Genomic DNA, 18,446 nt, shown 5'->3' with positions numbered 1-18,446 from the left:
GATCAGAGCTCCCGCGACGGATGCGCGCGATGCTGGCGACGCCGGCGCTCGATAAAGCGCTCGACGGCGAAATAGAGACCCGGCAGTACAAACAGGGTCAGCAGCGTGGCGATCGGCAAACCACCCACCACCACGGTGGCCAGGCCACGCTGCACGTCCGTGCCAATGCCGGTGGCGAGGGCGGCAGGCAACATGCCCACGCTGGCTACCGTGGCGGTCATCAGCACCGGACGGAAGCGTTCCCTGGCGCCTTCGATCACGGCGTCCTTCAGCGCGTGCCCTTCTTTACGCACGCGGTTGATGTTGGACACCATGATGATGCCGTTCTGCACCGCCACGCCAAACAGCGCGATAAAACCCACGGCAGTGGCGATGTTGAGCGTCTCGCCACGCAGGTGCAGCGAGATCAAACCACCCACCGCTGCCAGCGGCACCACACCCAGCACCAACGCTGCCTGATGCAACTTGCCGAACTCGGCAAACAACAGCACCGCCATGATGGCCAGCACCAGGCCCATCACCACGATCAGGCGAGCCTGCGCGCGCTGCTGATTCTCGAACGTGCCCGCCCATTCGAGGCGATAGTTCTGCGTATCGAACTTCACTTTCGCGTCGATCTGCTTCTGTGCGTCGGCCAGATATTCCGACAGCGCGCGGTCACGGTTGTCGACACGGATGGTCACTTGACGCTTGCTGTTCTCATGCGAAATGGTGCTCTCGCCACTCTTCATGGCGATGGAGGCCACCTGCTTGAGCGGCACCTGCGCACCCGTCGACGAAGTCAGCGGCAACTCGCCCACCGCCTCGACGCTGTTGGCCGTTTCGTTGGAGACGCGTGCCGTCACGTTGTAGATGCGGTCGGCCACATACACCAGTGTGATCGGCGAACCGCCAATGGCGGTCTGGACCAGGTTGCTGATGTCCGAAACATTGATGCCGTAACGCGCTGCCGCATCACGATCGGCCACGATGGCCATCTGGGGAATCGGCGGCTCCTGGAAGATCGAGGCCTCCGCCGTACCGCGTACGCCACGCAGCACCTCGACAATCTGGGCTCCGATGCGACGCAGCTCGTTGAGATCGTCGCCGTAGATACGCAGCACCAGCGGGCTATGTGCGCCACCGATCATGTCATTCTCGCCATCGACAATCGGCTGGCTGATGCCCACCGCGATGCCGGGAATCTGCTGCATGCGCGCATTGAAGCGGCGCAAGAACTCCGCTTTACTTTCATGGTCCGGCCACGCATCGTACGGCTTCAGGCCCACACCGGCCTCGACGTGGGAAGGCGTCCAGGGGTCCGTGCCCGTGTCATTGCGGCCCATCTGGGTCACCACATGGGACACCTCCGGGAACTCTCGTACAGCGCGGCGCAGCTCGGCTGTCATCGCACTCGCCTTGTCCAGCGAAAGGCCGGTGGGCATCTGTACCTGCAACCACAACGAGCCTTCGTCGAGCTCCGGCAAAAATTCCCGCCCGATGGAAGCGCCCAACACCAGCACGCCCACAAATGCCACGCCGGCCACGGAGTAAACCACCGGCAGCTTGCCCAACAGCCGCCCCAACGTCGCCGTATAGGCAGCCTGCAACCGTTCCAGCGGCTTGTTATGGAAAATCTTGCGCGGCTTGCGCAGCGCGATATAGGCCAGACCTGGGGTGAGCGTCACTGTGCACAGCAGCGCCGCCAACAAAGCATAGCCGACGGTGAACGCCATCGGCCGGAACAACTTGCCCTCAGCATGCTCGAATGCGAACAGCGGCAGGTAGGCCGTGATGATGATCAGCGTGGCGAAGAAGATCGAGCGGCCGACGTGCTTGGTCACCGTCATCACGTCGCCTTCGGTCAGCACCGCATTCGGCTTCTCCTCGCGCCGGCGGAGAATCGCCTCGGTCACCACGATGGTGCCGTCCACGATCACACCGAAGTCAATCGCGCCCAGCGAAAACAGGTTCGCCGGCATGTGCGTGAACTGCATCAGGATGAACACGGTGACCAGCGACATCGGAATCGCCACCGCGGCCACCATGGCTGAGCGTGGGCTGCCAAGGAACAGGATCAGCACGATGCACACCAGGCCCACGCCTTCCAACACGGTGTGGAAGACTTTTTCCTTGGTGGCACTGACCAGATCGTCGCGATCGATATACGGCACGATGCGCACGTCCTGCGAGGCCAGCTGCTTGTTCAGCTCATCGACCGTGGCGTGGATACCTTCCAGCACGCGCGAAGGGTTCTCGTATTTCAGCAGATCGACGATGCCCTCGATGGTGTCGGGATTGTTGTCCTTGCCGAGAATGCCCTCGCGCACCTGATGTCCATATTGCAGCTTGCCCAGATCGCTCACCCGCACCGGTACGCCGTTGCTCTGGGTTACCACGATGTCGCCCATATCCTTCAGCGTGTGCACCATGCCGATGCCACGGACAATGTACGACTGCTCGCCGCGCGTAACGCGACCGCCGCCAGCGTTGGCCGTGTTGGACGAAATCGCACTGCTTACCTGGCTGACACTCACGCCGTACTTCAGCAGCTTGTCCGGATCGAGCTCCAGGCGGAACTCTTTGGTAAAGCCGCCAAAAATATCCACGTTGGCTACGCCGGAAACGCGTTGCAGGGCGGGCACCACCACCCAGCGCTGGAGCTCCGACAACTCCATCAGATTCTTGCTGGTCGATTCGAGCGTATAGCGATAGATCTCGCCGGCCGGCCCAGACACCGGATCCAGCCCAGGCGTAATGCCTGGCGGCAAGGTCACCTGGCTGATGCGCTCCATCACGCGCTGACGCGACCAATAGTCTTCTGCGCCATCCTTGAAGACGAGGGTAATGAGCGACAGACCAAACGTGCTGCTCGAGCGCATGCTGACCAGACCGGGCGTACCGGCCAGCCCGCGCTCCAGCGGAATGGTGATCTGCTGTTCGATTTCTTCGGCGGCAAGGCCCGGTACCTGGGTGGTGACCTGGGCGGTGACATCGCTCAACTCGGGGTAGGCTTCAATGGCCAGCTGCGTCCACGAGTAGTAGCCAAAGCACAGCACCAGTACCGACACCACACAGAACAGCACGCGCTTCTGAAAGCAGAAGTGGAAGATCGCGTTAATCATTGAGCAGAACTCCGCCCTTCACGATCACGCGATCACCCGCCTTGAGGCCCTTGAGCACGCGTGCACCCGCGCGTTCGTCGTAGCTGAGCTCGACGGTGCGGCGCTCGAAGGTCCAGGGCGACACTTCGACGAACACCGTGGTGCTGTCGTTGTTCATCAGCAGGGAAGAATCCGGCACAAACACCTGGGCCGGCTGCGGCACGTTGATGCTGGCCCTGGCAAACATGTTGGGCTTCAGACGCCCGTCCGGGTTGGCGAACGTTGCACGCACCATGTCGCGGCGCGTATCCGACTGGAGCACCTGACTCACAAAGCTGATCTGGCCGTGAAACACCTGGCCGGGAAAAGCGTCAAGCGTGGCATCCATCGCCTGCCCCTTGGCCACGAAACCCACATCCGCCTCGGGCACGTTGGCGGTAATCCACACCGTGCTCAGATCGGAAATGGTCATCAGCACGGCGGAGGCGTCATTCGCATAGGCGCCCGGCGAGGTCGCCAGCGTCGTGACGAAGCCACTCGTCGGTGCGGTGATCTGGATGCTATGGGCCGCTCCGGCGGCGCCAGACGCGGTGAGCGAATGCAGGCGCGTCTGGGCGCGATCCATTTCCGCCTGCGCCTGGTTATAGGCACTCTGGGCGGACTCCAGATCCTTCACCGCATTGCCACCGGCCTGCTGCACGCCCTTCGCGCGATCCAGCTGTTTCCTGGCCAGATTCAGTGCATCGCTGGCCTTGGCCACATCGCCATAGGCCTGAGCCATGTCGCCCGATTCGATCACCGCCAGCAATTGGTTGCGCGCGACGTGATCGCCCAGGCCGACTTTCAGCTGGGCGACGCGGCCAGTGAGCGGCGCCACAACATTGGTCGTGTGGGCCGGATCGGCTTCAACCGTTCCCGGAAACACCATGGCATGCGGCGACTCGCGCATATCCACGGGCGCAATCACCAGCTCTTTGCGCAGCGGCGACTTTTCGGGCACATGCAGCACGCCGTGATCATTCACGAACGCGGGCCCGACCGACTGGTCGCCGGCCTGGTGCGAGGAGCAGGCGGCCAGCGACATGGTCAGGGCCATAGCGAGACACAGTTGGGACAAACGATACGACATGGGTTTTCCCCTAAAAAAAATGCGTGCAGCCGCTGTAGCCAGCAGGCCACAGGGCGCGTGAGGCGAAGGGGAAAACGCGCAGCCCGAAAGTTGCGGCGTATGACCCGCCCGCGAACTGACCGTCACCGGCCGCCGCGTGCGGGTGTCGCTCCGAACGGAGCAATCACAAGAACGGGGGTGGTGCGGTCAGCAGAAAGACTCGGTTCTAGTCGATGGGTCCGGATCCAATTTGCCGCTGCTCCTTTACAGATTTAATACGATAGCCATGAAGGCTTACGTCAGGTCGTCACCGGCTCGCGCACGAGACGATCCTGCAACAGTCCGGCACGCTCCAGCGGCAGATAGGCCAGGGCCGCCAGATGCGAGTGGACGCGCTTGAGGTCACGCAAAATACGCAGGTAAACGTCGGCGCCACCGCCCCCGTCACGTCGTTCGCGCAGGGCCTTGATGTGCCGCTCGGAGGCATCGTTCTCCAGCTTCCGCAGCGATTCCTTTCGCGCCATCAGCTGCTGGGCCGCGCGCAGGTCGCCGCGCAGGAACACAGTGAGCGCCAGGCGAAGGCTTTCCATCACCTGCGTGTGCATGGCCGCAAGATCCTCAATGTCCTCGGCGCTGAAATCCTGGCCGTTCGCGGCCTTCTTGGCGGCGAACTCCATCAGGTTGTTGGCGGTGATATCGCCGATGTGCTCGATGTTGATCACGAAGGCGAGAATCTCCTGGCTACGCTCGCCGTCTTCTTCGTTGAGTGCCACGCCACCGAGGTCGGCCAGATATTCGCGAATGGCCAGGCCGAGATGGTCGAGCGATGAGTCCATGCGGCTGATAGCGGTGGCGCGTGCGCGATCGTCCTTACCGAAGACCTCGACGATCCCCTTGAGCATGCCCTCCACCATGTCGGCCATGCGCATGGACTCGCGTACCGCATTGGCCAGCGCCACATTGGCCGAGTCGAGCGCCCCCTCGTCCAGATACTGCGGCACACCCGGATCGTTGGGCTTGGGCGGCTCAGGCAGCAGACGCACCAGCAGACGCGCCAGGCTTTCCAGCGGCAGAATGAAGATCAACGCCAACGCCAGATTGAAGGCCGTGTGGAAATTCACCGCGATGCGCGCCGGCGTATCGCCCAGCGGCGCGAGCCAGTGCGCAATCATCGGCAACAGCGGCAGACAAACGACACAGCCGAATGCACGCACCATCAGGTTGCCCATGGGGAGGCGGCGCGCCACCGGCGTATGTGCCTCCATCAGGGCCGGGATCGTGCTGCCGAGGTTGGCGCCCAGCACCAGCGCCAATGCGCCCGGCGCATCCACCACGCCCGCGGTGGCCAGCGAAACAATCAGCAGCACCACCGCGACGCTGGAATGGCACGCCCAGGTCAGCAGAGCCGCCACCAGCATCGCGAGCACAGGCTCGCTAGCCAGGCTCTGCAGAATCGCACGCAGCACCTGGGCGTTCTCCACCGGCGCCATCGCACCTACCAACAGATGCAGCGCCAGCAGCATCAGGCCGAGACCGATGGAGACGCGACCGATGTTTTCGTAGCGCACATCATCCGTGCGGCGATGGATGGTGAAGCCGATCAGGATCAGCACGGGCGCCACGATGGAAATGTCGAACGACATCACCTGCACGATCAGCGTGGTACCCACGTTGGCGCCGAGCATCACAGCCAGACCCGGAGCAAGCCCGAGGAAGCCGCTGGCGGCGAACGAGGTAGCCATCAGGCCGGTGGCGGTGCTGCTCTGGAGAATCGCGGTAATGCATATGCCAAAGCCCAGCGCCGCCGGGCGATGGGCGAGATAGCGGCCCATCCAGCGACGCAATGCACTGCCGTAACCACGCAGCACGCCGCTGGTGACCATGTGCGTGCCCCACAGCAACAGGGCGACGTAGCCGGCAATGTCGAGCAGAGCGAAGGTGCCTTTCATGGCGAGACCTCCTTTATCGGTTTTGGACGATGCAAGCGTCCACGTCCTTCCTTGCGGGAGTCCGTCGTGAATACACGGCACCAGTGAGGTGCCCTCTTATACGGGTGGTGCTGTCGCGGTGGCGGGTCCGGCGCCCCATACAGGGCGCCGTCGTCCGGTCATCGGCGACCGATTACAGCCAGCGCCCGTAGCGGCGGATATAGACCAGCTTCATCAACTGCGTCAGCACGCAATAGGTGAGCACCGTCGCCGCCAGCCAGGCGAAATACACGCCCGGCATGGGCATCATGCCGATCTTCGCGCCCAGGCCGGTGTACGGCACCAGCATGCCGATGATGATGATGGCCGTGGTCAGCGCCAGCACCGGGGCGGAGGCGATGCTCTGCAGGAATGGGATCTTGCGCGTGCGGATCATGTGCACGATCAGCGTCTGCGTGAGCAGGCTCTCGATGAACCAGCCGGACTGGAAGAACGACTGATGCTCCGGCGAGTTCGCGCCAAACAGGTACCACAACAGCAGGAACGTGGTGACGTCGAAGATCGAGCTGACCGGACCAATCCACACCATGAAACGGCCGATGTCGCTGGCATCCCACTTGCGCGGCTTGCGCAAGTATTCGTCGTCCATGCGGTCGAACGGAATCGACAGCTGCGAGATGTCGTACAGCAGGTTCAGCACCAGAATCTGCAGCGGAAGCATCGGCAGGAACGGCAGGAACGCGCTCGCGATCAACACCGAGAACATGTTGCCGAAGTTGGAGCTGGCGGTCATCTTGATGTACTTGATGATGTTGCCGAAGGTAATACGTCCTTCGATCACGCCCTCTTCCAGCACCATCAGATTCTTTTCGAGCAGGATGATGTCCGCCGATTCCTTGGCGATATCGGTGGCGGTGTCCACCGATATACCCACGTCAGCCTCGCGCAGCGCCGGTGCATCGTTGATGCCGTCGCCGAGGAAACCCACAGTGTGGCCCTGACGCTGCAGTGACTTCACCACGCGCGCCTTCTGCAGCGGCGACATCTTGGCGAAGACGGTGGTGCGCTTGACCAGCTCGTCCAACGCATCGTCGTTCAACGGCTCAATGTGCTTGCCCTGCGCGGAGTGCTCCACGTCCAAGCCCACCTCGCGGCAGATCTTGCGCGTCACCGCCTCGTTGTCGCCGGTGATCACCTTCACCTCGACGCCGTGGTGATGCAGCGCCGCGATGGCAGTGGCCGCGCTGTCCTTCGGCGGATCGAGGAAGGCCAGGCAGCCGATGGCGATCAGATTGCTTTCATCCGCCACGCCATAGGCGCGCCCGGCCGGCGGCTGGCGCTTGATGGCAACCACCAGCACACGCAGACCGTCTTCGTTAAGGCCGCGCGTCATGGCCTTGATGTCGGCGCGCATCTCGTCGGTCACCGGCAACACTTCATCCCCCGCCTTGGCGTACGCGCAGATCGAGAGCATTTCCTCGACCGCGCCCTTGCACACCAGCAGCTCGTTGCCGTCGCCATTGCCCAACACCACCGACATGCGGCGGCGCTGGAAGTCGAACGGGATCTCGTCGACGATGCGGTAGTGCTGCGCGACTTCTTCCAGATCGCGATGGGTCAGCACCGCCTTATCCATCAGGTTCTTCAGGCCCGTCTGGAAGCGGCTGTTGAGGTAACCGTATTCCAGTGCCTCATCCGACTCCTCGCCGTACAGGTCGAGGTGGCGCTCCAGCACGATCTTGTCCAGCGTCAGCGTGCCGGTCTTATCAGTGCACAGCACGTCCATCGCGCCAAAGTTCTGGATGGCGTTGAGGCGCTTCACCACCACCTTGCGCTTGGACATCGCGAGGGCGCCTTTGGCCAGGTTCGCCGTCACGATCAGCGGCAGCATCTCCGGCGTCAGGCCCACCGCGACCGACAGCGCAAACAGAAATGCCTGCAGCCAGTCGTGCTTGTCCAGACCATTGATCAGGAAAACGATCGGCACCATCACCGCCATGAAGCGGATCAGCAGCCAGCTGACGCTGTTCACGCCGCGATCGAAACTGGTCTGCACGCGCTGCCCGACGATGGTGCGTGCGATCGAGCCGAGATACGTGCGCGCACCCGTTGCCACCACCACGGCCGTAGCGCTACCACTCACCACGTTGGTGCCCATGTAGCAGACGGTGGGCAGATCGAGCGGGTTGTCGCCGTGCTGGCCGCTGTCCAGTTCGTCGCCGCTGTGCATATGCGAGGGCGCCGACTTCTCCACCGGGAGCGATTCACCGGTGAGGATGGCCTGACTGATGAACAGGTCCTTGGCCGAGACCAGACGCAGGTCCGCAGGCACCATGTCGCCTGCCGCCAGATGCACGATATCGCCGGCCACCAGCTCGCCCACCGGCACTTCGATGCGCTCGCTGTGACCGTCAGACGCGCGGCGCGTCACCGTGGCGGTGTTGCGCACCATCGCCTTGAGGTTCTCGGCGGCCTTCGACGAACGATATTCCTGAGTGAAGCTCAGGAGCACGCTGATGCCCACCATCACCGCAATGATGATCGGGCCCGTGAGGTCGCTGGCGTCGGTGAACAGCTGCACGGCAGCCAGCACCAACAACACGATGATGAACGGGTTCTTGAACGCGCGCAGCAACTGCACCGACCAGTGCGGCGGCTTCTCGTGCGACACCTCGTTGAGGCCATCACGATCCAGACGCTCGGTGATCTGTTCCTCATTGAGACCGGCAGCGCTGGTGTCCAGCGCCGCGTAGAGGGCCTCGTTATGGCGGAACGCCTCCTGCGCGACGGCCACGCGCACCGGGGCGGCGGCGCTCTTGCCGGCCGTCTTGCCGGTGACGGTCTGGGTGGAGTGCTTCAACATGACTCGCTTCCGTGATTCGGTAACACCTGGGTCGGACCAGCGAGCCGGCGGGTTCAACCCGCGCGTAACGCCAAGACCTGAGCTAGAGACTTCGCCGCAATCGATGCCACGGGACTGGCGGAGGCCAGCCCTTGCGGGGCAGAGCGATGTGCGACGCAGCCTTCATCAGTGACTGGATACCAGTTGCAGATGACGCTGTGCTTGCGGAGCGGCATGTTCATGCCAGTTGGCGACCGGGCGGCCGCGCGAGGCATCGGCGTGCCAATGCATATCGAGCACCACCGGGGCCTGCGTCTCATGGAGCGGCGCAGGGACGGTAATGGTCCAGGAACGGCGGGAATCCGCACGACGGCCCAGCAGCGGGCGGGCTGCAGTGCGCAGACGGAAGAAATCGCGAAGGAGCTTCATGGCCCTTTCTCCTCGGTAACGGCGCTGACGGCGCCGTTAGAGGTGGGCCGGTCTTCCCTAGTCGAGGAAAGCGCCAGCCGACCGCAGGCGGTCGCCGCAGCAAATCAGCTTGTTAAGCAATGCCGGCACCCGATGCTCGCGGATGTCGACGTTGCGACTAGGGTAAACGTCCATATGCCTTGGGTTGATAGGACAGAGGCCACTTGGGGTGCGTTGCGCCCGGTGGCGCGCGAATTGTCTTGCTGCGGTGCGCAAGTGTCAACCCTGTGACAGGCGTTTTGGGGCGAAAGTTGTTGCGCCCAGGTGTGTGCGGAATGTTGCAATCCGCGACGCCTCGCTCCCTCTCCCCTCCGGGGAGAGGGTTGGGGTGAGGGGCGGGTGCTTGCGACACGGAGGATCCTTCCTCACCGTCATCCCAGCGAAGGCTGGAAGCGCTTCACAACAGCCGAAGGCTGGTCATCCAGTGACTTTGCTCTTATGAGCGCTAGCACTACCTGGCTCGCCTGCGGCGGGCTTCCGACCTCCTGCCGGAGGCCGGGTCACTTTTCTTTGCGTGCTCAAAGAAAAGTAACCAAAAGAAAGAGCACCCCACTTGGCGCTTGCCGGGCTGGTAGCCCGGCAAGTCCGTGAGGGTTGGCCGGGCTTTTCGACAGGGCTTCCTGCCCTGACGAAAAGGGATCGGCATCCATGCCGATCCCCCTGCGGGCCTGTTCGTCCAACCCTCACCGCCGCACAGGGGCCCCTGAGATCAACAGCATCAGGCTCGTGCAGCTTCGCTGCACATCGCACTGGGCGAAGCCGGATCAATGTTCAACGTGCTCGCTTGCCTTGTGGCTTTGGCTTCGGATTGTGGCTTTGGTTTTGACCTTTGCTTCTGGCGCGCGTCGCGCGCCGCTCTGGCTCTGGCTTTCGCTCTTGACCTCCGGGCCCCTATGGCGCGGCGGGCGGGTGGAGGAATAGCCCGAAGGGTGGCCGGCACGGATGCCGGCCAGTTTTTCGTCAGGGCAGGATGCCCTGTCGAAAAACCCCGTAACCCGCCCGCGCACCTTCCGGGCTATCAGCCCGGAAGGCGCGCCATCGGGGTGGCCTTTCTCTTGGTTACTTCTCTTTGGCCACGCAAAGAGAAGTGACCCGCTGTCCGGCAGGACAGCGGAAGCCCGCCGCAGGCGAGCCAGGTCGCGGGAACGCTACATCACCGCGGAAGAGCAAAGTCACTGGATGACCAGCCTTCGGCTGCTGTGAAGCGCTTCCAGCCTTCGCTGGGATGACGTTGAGGGGAATAAGTCTCGTCGCGAGCACCCGCCCCTCACCCCAACCCTCTCCCCGAAGGGGAGAGGGAGTCAAAACAAGCGCGCCTCAAGCACCGCGCTCGAACACCACACCCTGATGCTGCACCAACGGCTCCATCAACCAATGGTCCGCCAACAAAAACGCAAACAACGCCATCAAATACACGATGGAATAGTTGAACACCTTCATCGCGAAAAACTCATCCGGCGGATTCAACAAACGTACCGCGTAATAGAGGAACCCCGCGCCGAGCACCGCCGCACCACCCAGATACACCATCCCGCTATAACCCGTCAGCGCCGGCAACAGCGTCACCAGCACCAGCAGAATCGTGTAGAACAACACATGCCAGCGCGTGTACACCACGCCATGCGTCACCGGCAGCATCGGCACCTGCGCACGCGAATAATCCTCGCGGCGGAAAATCGCCAACGCCCAGAAATGCGGCGGCGTCCACACGAAAATAATCAGACACAACTGCAACGCGAACGGATGCAGTTCGCCCGTCACTGCCGTCCAGCCAAGCACCGGCGGAATCGCGCCCGCCAGACCGCCAATCACAATGTTCTGCGGCGTGGCACGCTTGAGGTAGGCGGTATAGATCACCGCATAACCAATCAGGCCACCGAACGTCAGCAGTGCGGTCAGCGGATTCACCAGCACCACCAGGACCGCCATCGACAGCACGCCCAGTGCCAGGGCGAAGATCAGCACCTGGCGCGGCGTGAGCTGGCCGGTGGCCAGCGGGCGATGCGCCGTGCGCATCATCACCTTGTCGATGCGCTGATCGATCAGGTGATTGAATGCCGCCGCCGAACCGGAGGCCATCCAGATGCCCAGTGTGCCGAACACCAGCGCGCGCCACGGCGGAATGCCGGGTACGGCGAGAAACATGCCGATGACGGCGCAGAACACCAGCAGCGCGACCACGCGCGGCTTGGTCAGTTCCAGATACTCATGGAAACGGCGGGTCATCGTCATCGGTGTCCGTAGGAAAGAAACATCGCGTCTTCATGACGCTTCTGCGTGCGCGCCAACGCGGCCAGCAGGGTAAACAGCAGCAGCGCAGCGCCCCCATTGTGCAGCGTCGCCACCGGCAGCGGCAGGCCGAAATGCACGTTGCTGATACCCAGCATGACCTGAGCCACCAGCACCACGGCAATGGCGAGCGCCTGCGCGCGCAGGCGACTGCGGGAGAGTCGCAGCGAAAGCCAGGCCAGATAGCAGAACACCACCAGCGCGCCGATGCGGTGGGCGATCTGTATGGCGCTGCGCGCGGCCATGTCGAGCACGCCGCCCTCGTAGTTCACGCCGATGCCACGCCACAGCACAAAGCCTTCGCGGAAATCAGTCGGCGGCACCCACTGTCCGAGACACTTGGGAAAGTCGGTGCCGCAGGCCAGTGCTGCGTAGTTGGACGATGTCCAGCCGCCGAGCGCAATCTGCGCCAGCAGCAGCGCGATACCGAGTACCACGGCCTTGCGCACGCCGGCATAGCTGTCGTCGCGCGCGCCGATGCCGGCAAAACGCAGCGCAGCGTAAGCCAACAGGGCGAACGTCGTGATACCGCCCATCAGATGTCCCATCACTACGATGGGCTTAAGCAGCAGCGTGACCGTCCACATGCCGAGCATGGCCTGGAACACCACGACGGCAAGCGCCAGCACGCTGATGCGCCAGGCACCCGGGCGATTGAGCCCGGCCGCCGCGAAGAGCGGCAATCCGATAGCAAGCAGCGAGAGCAACAACGACCAGTGATGCTCACCCTTGATGTACATCCCCACGCCTACCGCCGCAAAAATCGCACCGGCAATCACCGCATAACGTGCCCACGGCCGTCGCCAACTCGCGAGCAAAGCCAGGGCAAATACCAGCGTCCCCAGCGTGCCCGCCAGGAAGCGATGCACCTGTTCGCGCCAGGCTTTGTGTGTTTCGTACGGGCGATCCGGAAACGCCTGATTCGCCTGAGCAATGTCGTGCTGATGTTCCGGCCACGTCGCCTTGCCATAGCAGGTCGGCCAATCCGGGCAGGAAAGGCCCGCGTTGGAAAGACGCACGAACGCACCGAACATCACCACGCCAAAGGCGAACACCGCAGCGAGCAGCGCCAGGCCACGCAGCATCCTGATAGAACGGGCGGTCATCAACGGATCACCTTCTGCAGATCCTTTCGCAAGCCGGAAGGATCGAAACCGGCGGGATACAACGACAACGCCGTGCCGTCCGACTCGACCAGCAGCGCACTCACGCTGTCGGGCGTGGCCGGACGAAACGCTGCCAGCGCATCATGCTCGTCCTTGCCCACCACCCAGTAGTTGGTCATGCCGCTGGCAGCCGCATCCGCCGGCGGCGTGCCGACATACAGCAGGCGCAGCCGCGGCGCATTGCGATTGAGTGTGATGCGCGCGGCGGCCATCTTGGTAAGCGTGTCCACACACTGCCTGCCGCAATCCGGGCCTGCCAGTGCCACAAGGGTGAGTTGTGGCTCCTCGGCACGCCAGGCCCACGTCTTGCCATCGGCGAGCGAAATGCGAAGTTGCTCGGCGACAAAATTGCGCTGGGGCGAAATGGATTCGCCAAACGCCTTGCCGCTCGGCTGCCAACCGCTCAGCGTGAGCAGGCCCGCGCCAACGATGGGTGCGGCAAACACCAGCATGATCAACAACAGTTTCAGACGGCTGGCGCGGAGCGTGGCAGTAGCAGGCTGGGTCATGAGCGGTCCGACGGTTTCATGGGGCGGCGGCGATGCAGCACCAGCAGAATCACCACGGCCGCAACGGCGAAGGTGAACCACTGAAAGGCATAGGCGCGATGACGCGCCGGTGGCATCGCGGAAAAATCGATGGTGTGTTCGCGCACGTAGATGGCAGCGGGGTCGTCGTCCAGCGCAAGCACTTGGGGATACACCGCACTACGCAGATCGGCAGCGACTTGCGGCAGGTCGAAATAGACCGTGGTCTTGGGCCAGCGCGTTTGCCGGGCCAGCGCATCGCCGCCCATCTCAAATCCCACGCCCGGTGGCGGCATGTACAAGCCCTGCAGCCACTGCGCACCCGTGGGTAACGCCGGCAGCTGCGGCGGTTCGTGCGTGCCGTTGCCCGGCAGGAAACCGAGATCCACCATCAACAGACGATCGCCGCCTTGCGGACGGAAAGGCACATAGACTTCCACGCCGCCGCGCTGGTCGTGCCTTGGGTTGTCGAGCAAGTAGAGGCGATCGGCGATGTATTCGCCCTGCACTTTTACACGCGCATAGCTGTCCACGGGGGGCTTTGCGGCCACTGCGGCAAAGTCGCGCGGCGCTGCGGTTTCTGCCGCGGCATACCGTCGCAGAATGGCTTCCTTCTCGTCCGCGCGATGCAGCTGCCACACGCCTAAACGTATGAACAACAAGGCGCCGGCCACTGTCAGCAGCAGCGCGAACCAGGATGGGCGGCGCAGCCACTTCACGCAGTGGCACCACGCACGGCCGCTATACTGCGGATGTCAAAAACGTCGGGACCTATCACGTGGAAACCATCTACAAATATGCGCTGGTGATCCTGCTGCTGGTGGTGCTGTTCAATCTTGGTCAGGCCCTGTACTTCATGATGACCGACAAGGAAGGCAGCAAGCGCACGGTGTGGGCGTTGACGCGCCGCATCGGATTATCGGTGCTGCTCATCCTGATGGTCGTCCTTGGCATCTGGATGGGCTGGCTTCACCCGCACGGCGTGGGCCAGTAATTGTAGCGTCCCGCCGCCGCCGGCGCTTCGCTGCGGCATCCGGTTCACCAAAGGCCCGCCCACTGGCGGGCCTTTGCTTTCACGGCTCGACACCTCTGTGAGAACGCACCCGGTGCGCGACGACCCATCGGAGCGGTACACCGCAACGCCACAGTCGCGCACAGGGTGCGCTCCCGCAGAGGATTGGCCAAACCCAACAAAAAGCCCGCCAAAAGGCGGGCTTTTTGCTGCGACGCGATAGCGCCTCAGAGGATGTAGACGAACATGAACAGGCCCAGCCACACCACGTCAACGAAGTGCCAGTACCAGGCCACCGCTTCGAACGCGAAGTGGTGGTCCTTGGTGAAATGGCCCTTGGCCACGCGCAGCCAGATGATGGCCAGCATGATCGTGCCCAGCGTCACGTGCATGCCGTGGAAGCCGGTGAGCATGAAGAAGGTCGAACCGTAAACGCCGCTCTGCAGGGTCAGGTTGAGCTCCTTGTACGCCTCCATGTACTCGTGTGCCTGGAAGTACAAGAAGGTCGCGCCCAGCAGCACGGTAAGGCCGAGGAACAACAGAATCTTGCCACGATGACCCACCTTCAGCGCATGGTGCGCGATGGTCACGGTAACGCTGGACGAAAGCAGGATCAGCGTATTGAGCAGCGGCAGGCCCCACGGCGCCACCGTCTGGAAATCGCCGCCGACGCGGGCCGGGCCATTACCGCCACTAGCGCCCCACGAGGCCGCGTAGTCGTTCCACAGGAACTGATGGGTCAGCACGCCGTGACCTTCGCCGCCCAGCCACGGCACCGCGAACATGCGGGCGTAGAACAGTGCGCCGAAGAAGGCACCGAAGAACATCACCTCGGAGAAGATGAACCACATCATGCCCATGCGGAACGAGCGGTCCACCTGGCTGTTGTAGCTGCCGGCCAGCGACTCGCGGATCACCGAACGGAACCAGCCGAAGAACATCAGCAAGATGCCGACGAAGCCCACCGTAAGCACGGTCTTGCCGAAGCTCGCTTCGCCCGGCGGGGCATTCAGCCAGTGCGCGGCACCGAACACGGTGACGAACATGACGACCGCGGCCACGATCGGCCATGAGCTCTTGGTCGGAACGAAATAAGCGCCTTGCTGCTGACCCATGGTGAGATCCCCGTGGAATGCTCTTGTTTACTTCCGCCCCCGCTCATCGCGGGAGTTGAATCCGCTGCACGTCATCCGCGCAACGAAGGAATACGGCAGGCTCGCGTCAGGAGTACTTCAGCCCCTGCAGCAGCGAGAGCAGAAAGATCGCGATGGCGATGGCGCCGAACACCGTTACGGTGCGTCGCACACCCTTCCTGCGCGTTTCCTCGATCACTGCCTTGGATGGCTGGTTCATCTCTTTCGCTTCCTACTCGCTCCGGCGCGAGGCCGGAGCGAACTACGACATCAATCTTCGATGTGACCGTGAGCCAGCTCGTCGTCGTGAATCACCGGCGGCAGCTCGAAGGTGTGGTACGGCGCCGGCGACGGCACAGTCCACTCCAGACCCTTGGCACCTTCCCACACGCGATCCGGTGCCTTCTTCTTGGAGAAGAACACGCAGTGCAGCACAACGCCCACAAAGATCAGCTGCGAGGCGCCGAACAGGAAGCCGCCGATCGAACTGATCATGTTGAAGTTGGCGAACGCGACGTTGTAATCCGGGATACGGCGCGGCATGCCGGCCAGGCCCAGGAAGTGCTGCGGGAAGAACAACACGTTCACCCAGATCACGCTGTTCCAGAAGTGGATCTTGCCCCACGTTTCCGAATACATGTGACCGGTCCACTTCGGCAGCCAGTAATACGTGGCCGCGATGATGGCGAAGATCGCACCGGTCACCAGCACGTAGTGGAAGTGCGCCACCACGAAGTAGGTGTCGTGGTACTGGAAGTCAGCCGGCGCCAGCGCCAGCATCAGGCCCGAGAAACCACCGATGGTGAACAGGATGACGAACGCGATGGCAAACAGCATCGGCGTTTCGAACGTCATCGAGCCGCCCCACATGGTGCTGACCCAGTTGAACACCTTCACGCCCGTCGGCACCGCGATCAGCATGGTGGCGTACATGAAGAAGATTTCGCCGCCCAGTGGCAGACCCACCGCAAACATGTGGTGCGCCCACACGATGAACGAGAGGAAGGCGATCGACGCGATGGCGAACACCATCGCCTTGTAACCAAAGATCGGCTTGCGCGCGAAGGTCGGGATGATCTCAGACACCAGGCCAAAGGCCGGCAGGATCATGATGTAGACCTCGGGGTGACCGAAGAACCAGAAGATGTGCTGGAACAGCACCGGGTCGCCACCGCCCGCGGCATTGAAGAAGCTGGTGCCGAAGTACTTGTCGGTGAGCAGCATGGTCACCGCACCTGCCAGCACCGGCATCACTGCGATCAGCAGGAACGCCGTGATCAGCCAGCTCCACACGAATACCGGCATCTTCAGCAGATCCATGCCCGGCGCGCGCATGTTGAGGATGGTGGCGATGATGTTGATCGCGCCCATGATGGAGCTGATACCCATCAAGTGCACCGCGAACACCAGGTACGCCACCGAATCACCCTGCAGCGACAGCGGCGGATACATGGTCCAGCCACCGGCAGGGCCACCGCCCGGAAGGAACAGCGTAGACAGCAGCAGCGCGAAGGCGAACGGCAGAATCCAGAACGACAGATTGTTCATGCGCGGCAACGCCATATCCGGCGCACCGATCATCAGCGGGATCATCCAGTTGCCCAGGCCCACGAAGGCCGGCATCACCGCGCCGAAGATCATGACCAGCGCATGCATCGTGGTCATTTCGTTGAAGAAGTACGGCTGCACCAGCTGCAGACCGGGCTTGAACAGCTCAGCGCGAATCACCATCGCGAAGCTGCCGCCAATGAAGAACATCAGGAGCGAGAACACCAGATACAGCGTGCCGATGTCCTTGTGGTTGGTGGACATGCACCAACGCACGAAGAAGTTTTTGGGCGCGCCGTGATGATCGTCGTGGTGATCGTGCGTGGCGTCGTGGGCCATAACCTTACACCTCTACCTAAAAGCGGAAACGTTTGGATGAGCTGAAAGATCAGCCCTGATGGCCCTGGGAAACGGGAGCGTCGACCTGCGCGGTGGCAGGCTTTTCGGCGGTGGAAGCAGCAGCCGGCTCAGGCTGCTTGGCCTGCGCTTGCTGTTCGGCCAGCCACTTCTCGAAGTCGGCCTTCGGCACGGCCTTCACCACGATCGGCATAAAGCCGTGATCCTGGCCGCACAGCTCGGCGCACTGGCCGCGGTATTCGCCCGGCTCGTTGATGTTGGTCCAGGTGGCGTTGACGATGCCCGGGATCGCGTCCATCTTCCAGCCCAACGCCGGCACCCACCAGGAGTGGATCACGTCGCCCGCGGTGATCACGAAGCGGATCTTGGTGCCGACCGGCACCACCAGCGGCTTGTCGACGTTGATCAGGTAGGTGTTGTAACCATCGACCTTGACGTTCTTCGGATCGAGGCCGGAATTGAGCTGGCGGGTCTCGTCGCTTTCGCGGTCGAGCTTGGACATGAAGCCCACGCTCTCGATCGCCTTGCCCTTGTATTCGACGTAGTCATAGCGCCACTTCCACTGGTAGCCGGTGACCTTCACGGTCATCTCGGAGCCGGTGGTGTCGGCGAAGGTGCGCAGACCGCCAGTGGCGAGATACGCCAGAGCGATCAGGATGATCACCGGAATGGTGGTCCACACGATTTCAAGCGTGGTGTTGTGCGACCACTTCTCCGCCACCGCGCCGCGCGATTTGCGGAAGCGGAACATGGCGATGAACATCGCGCCAAACACCAGGATGCCGATGACGACGCAGACGCCGAGGGCAACGTTGTTGAGGAAGTACGGCTCACCCGACCAGGTGGTCACGCCGCGCGTCATGTTCAACTGTCCTGGCTGCGGATTGGCGAATGCCACGCCGCCGAACATTGCGAGAGCGAGGAGTGCGCATGCCGCCACTGCTCGCTTGATATTGCCAGGCCTGATGCCGCCAGATGTCATGTC

14 protein-coding genes are annotated in these 18,446 nt (G+C 62.8%); 1 reads left to right on the top strand and 13 read right to left on the bottom strand.

Features of this window, described 5'->3' with window-relative positions:
- Positions 1-2: 2 nt before the first annotated feature.
- From OQE56_RS18580 to OQE56_RS18540, 9 genes are all read right to left on the bottom strand, one after another.
- Positions 3-3,104: an efflux RND transporter permease subunit gene (locus OQE56_RS18580; protein ID WP_267226338.1), complete on the bottom strand. Its 3,102-nt coding sequence runs from the start codon at positions 3,102-3,104 to the stop codon at positions 3-5.
- A complete protein-coding gene (locus OQE56_RS18575) occupies positions 3,097-4,212 on the bottom strand; it encodes an efflux RND transporter periplasmic adaptor subunit (RefSeq protein WP_267226337.1) in 1,116 nt (371 codons plus the stop codon). Before OQE56_RS18575 ends, OQE56_RS18580 begins: the two co-directional genes overlap by 8 nt.
- 278 nt (positions 4,213-4,490) lie before the next feature.
- Positions 4,491-6,140 (bottom strand): Na/Pi cotransporter family protein, encoded by a 1,650-nt coding sequence (locus OQE56_RS18570; protein ID WP_267226336.1) that lies wholly within the window; start codon positions 6,138-6,140, stop codon positions 4,491-4,493.
- A gap of 172 nt (positions 6,141-6,312) precedes the next feature.
- Entirely contained in the window at positions 6,313-8,982 is a 2,670-nt protein-coding gene (mgtA, locus tag OQE56_RS18565; protein WP_267226335.1) for a magnesium-translocating P-type ATPase, read from the bottom strand.
- A 165-nt stretch (positions 8,983-9,147) separates the two neighbouring features.
- Positions 9,148-9,390, bottom strand: a complete 243-nt coding sequence (locus OQE56_RS18560; protein ID WP_267226334.1) for a hypothetical protein — start codon at positions 9,388-9,390, stop codon at positions 9,148-9,150.
- A 1,356-nt stretch (positions 9,391-10,746) separates the two neighbouring features.
- Positions 10,747-11,661: a heme o synthase gene (cyoE, locus tag OQE56_RS18555; protein WP_425601645.1), complete on the bottom strand. Its 915-nt coding sequence runs from the start codon at positions 11,659-11,661 to the stop codon at positions 10,747-10,749.
- A complete protein-coding gene (locus OQE56_RS18550; RefSeq protein ID WP_267226332.1) occupies positions 11,658-12,824 on the bottom strand; it encodes a COX15/CtaA family protein in 1,167 nt (388 codons plus the stop codon). The genes cyoE and OQE56_RS18550 overlap by 4 nt, the downstream gene beginning before the upstream one ends.
- Entirely contained in the window at positions 12,824-13,393 is a 570-nt protein-coding gene (locus tag OQE56_RS18545) for a hypothetical protein (RefSeq protein ID WP_267226331.1), read from the bottom strand. The genes OQE56_RS18550 and OQE56_RS18545 overlap by 1 nt, the downstream gene beginning before the upstream one ends.
- Positions 13,390-14,130, bottom strand: a complete 741-nt coding sequence (locus OQE56_RS18540; protein ID WP_267226330.1) for an SURF1 family protein — start codon at positions 14,128-14,130, stop codon at positions 13,390-13,392. The genes OQE56_RS18545 and OQE56_RS18540 overlap by 4 nt, the downstream gene beginning before the upstream one ends.
- Positions 14,131-14,189: 59 nt before the next feature.
- On the opposite strand from OQE56_RS18540, the gene OQE56_RS18535 reads away from it, so the two are divergent.
- Positions 14,190-14,405, top strand: a complete 216-nt coding sequence (locus OQE56_RS18535) for a twin transmembrane helix small protein (RefSeq protein ID WP_019464088.1) — start codon at positions 14,190-14,192, stop codon at positions 14,403-14,405.
- A 245-nt stretch (positions 14,406-14,650) separates the two neighbouring features.
- Here OQE56_RS18535 and OQE56_RS18530 read toward each other — a convergent pair whose 3' ends face one another.
- The 4 genes from OQE56_RS18530 to coxB form a co-directional block, all read right to left on the bottom strand.
- Positions 14,651-15,538: a cytochrome c oxidase subunit 3 gene (locus OQE56_RS18530; RefSeq protein WP_267226329.1), complete on the bottom strand. Its 888-nt coding sequence runs from the start codon at positions 15,536-15,538 to the stop codon at positions 14,651-14,653.
- A 106-nt stretch (positions 15,539-15,644) separates the two neighbouring features.
- Positions 15,645-15,776 carry a hypothetical protein gene (locus OQE56_RS18525; RefSeq protein WP_267226328.1) on the bottom strand — a complete coding sequence of 44 codons (132 nt, stop codon included), beginning with the start codon at positions 15,774-15,776 and terminating at the stop codon, positions 15,645-15,647.
- A gap of 50 nt (positions 15,777-15,826) precedes the next feature.
- Complete coding sequence (gene ctaD / locus OQE56_RS18520; protein WP_425601644.1) at positions 15,827-17,443, bottom strand: cytochrome c oxidase subunit I; 1,617 nt, start codon at positions 17,441-17,443, stop codon at positions 15,827-15,829.
- Positions 17,444-17,492: 49 nt separating this feature from the next.
- Positions 17,493-18,443 (bottom strand): cytochrome c oxidase subunit II, encoded by a 951-nt coding sequence (coxB, locus tag OQE56_RS18515; protein ID WP_267226327.1) that lies wholly within the window; start codon positions 18,441-18,443, stop codon positions 17,493-17,495.
- Positions 18,444-18,446: the final 3 nt, after the last annotated feature.

This window comes from Dyella silvae (genome assembly GCF_026421305.1).
Classification (GTDB): domain Bacteria; phylum Pseudomonadota; class Gammaproteobacteria; order Xanthomonadales; family Rhodanobacteraceae; genus Dyella; species Dyella silvae.
Note: the sequence above shows the minus strand (reverse complement) of the source record. Positions and strands in the feature narration are given on the sequence as shown.

Coding starts and splice junctions, on each gene's coding strand:
- OQE56_RS18545 (WP_267226331.1), bottom strand. CDS start 13,393: ATGACCCAGCCTGCTACTGCCACGCTCCGCGCCAGCCGTCTGAAACTG.
- OQE56_RS18560 (WP_267226334.1), bottom strand. CDS start 9,390: ATGAAGCTCCTTCGCGATTTCTTCCGTCTGCGCACTGCAGCCCGCCCG.
- OQE56_RS18525 (WP_267226328.1), bottom strand. CDS start 15,776: ATGAACCAGCCATCCAAGGCAGTGATCGAGGAAACGCGCAGGAAGGGT.
- cyoE (WP_425601645.1), bottom strand. CDS start 11,661: ATGACGATGACCCGCCGTTTCCATGAGTATCTGGAACTGACCAAGCCG.
- ctaD (WP_425601644.1), bottom strand. CDS start 17,443: ATGGCCCACGACGCCACGCACGATCACCACGACGATCATCACGGCGCG.
- OQE56_RS18530 (WP_267226329.1), bottom strand. CDS start 15,538: ATGGGTCAGCAGCAAGGCGCTTATTTCGTTCCGACCAAGAGCTCATGG.
- mgtA (WP_267226335.1), bottom strand. CDS start 8,982: ATGTTGAAGCACTCCACCCAGACCGTCACCGGCAAGACGGCCGGCAAG.
- OQE56_RS18570 (WP_267226336.1), bottom strand. CDS start 6,140: ATGAAAGGCACCTTCGCTCTGCTCGACATTGCCGGCTACGTCGCCCTG.
- coxB (WP_267226327.1), bottom strand. CDS start 18,443: ATGACATCTGGCGGCATCAGGCCTGGCAATATCAAGCGAGCAGTGGCG.
- OQE56_RS18580 (WP_267226338.1), bottom strand. CDS start 3,104: ATGATTAACGCGATCTTCCACTTCTGCTTTCAGAAGCGCGTGCTGTTC.
- OQE56_RS18575 (WP_267226337.1), bottom strand. CDS start 4,212: ATGTCGTATCGTTTGTCCCAACTGTGTCTCGCTATGGCCCTGACCATG.
- OQE56_RS18550 (WP_267226332.1), bottom strand. CDS start 12,824: ATGACCGCCCGTTCTATCAGGATGCTGCGTGGCCTGGCGCTGCTCGCT.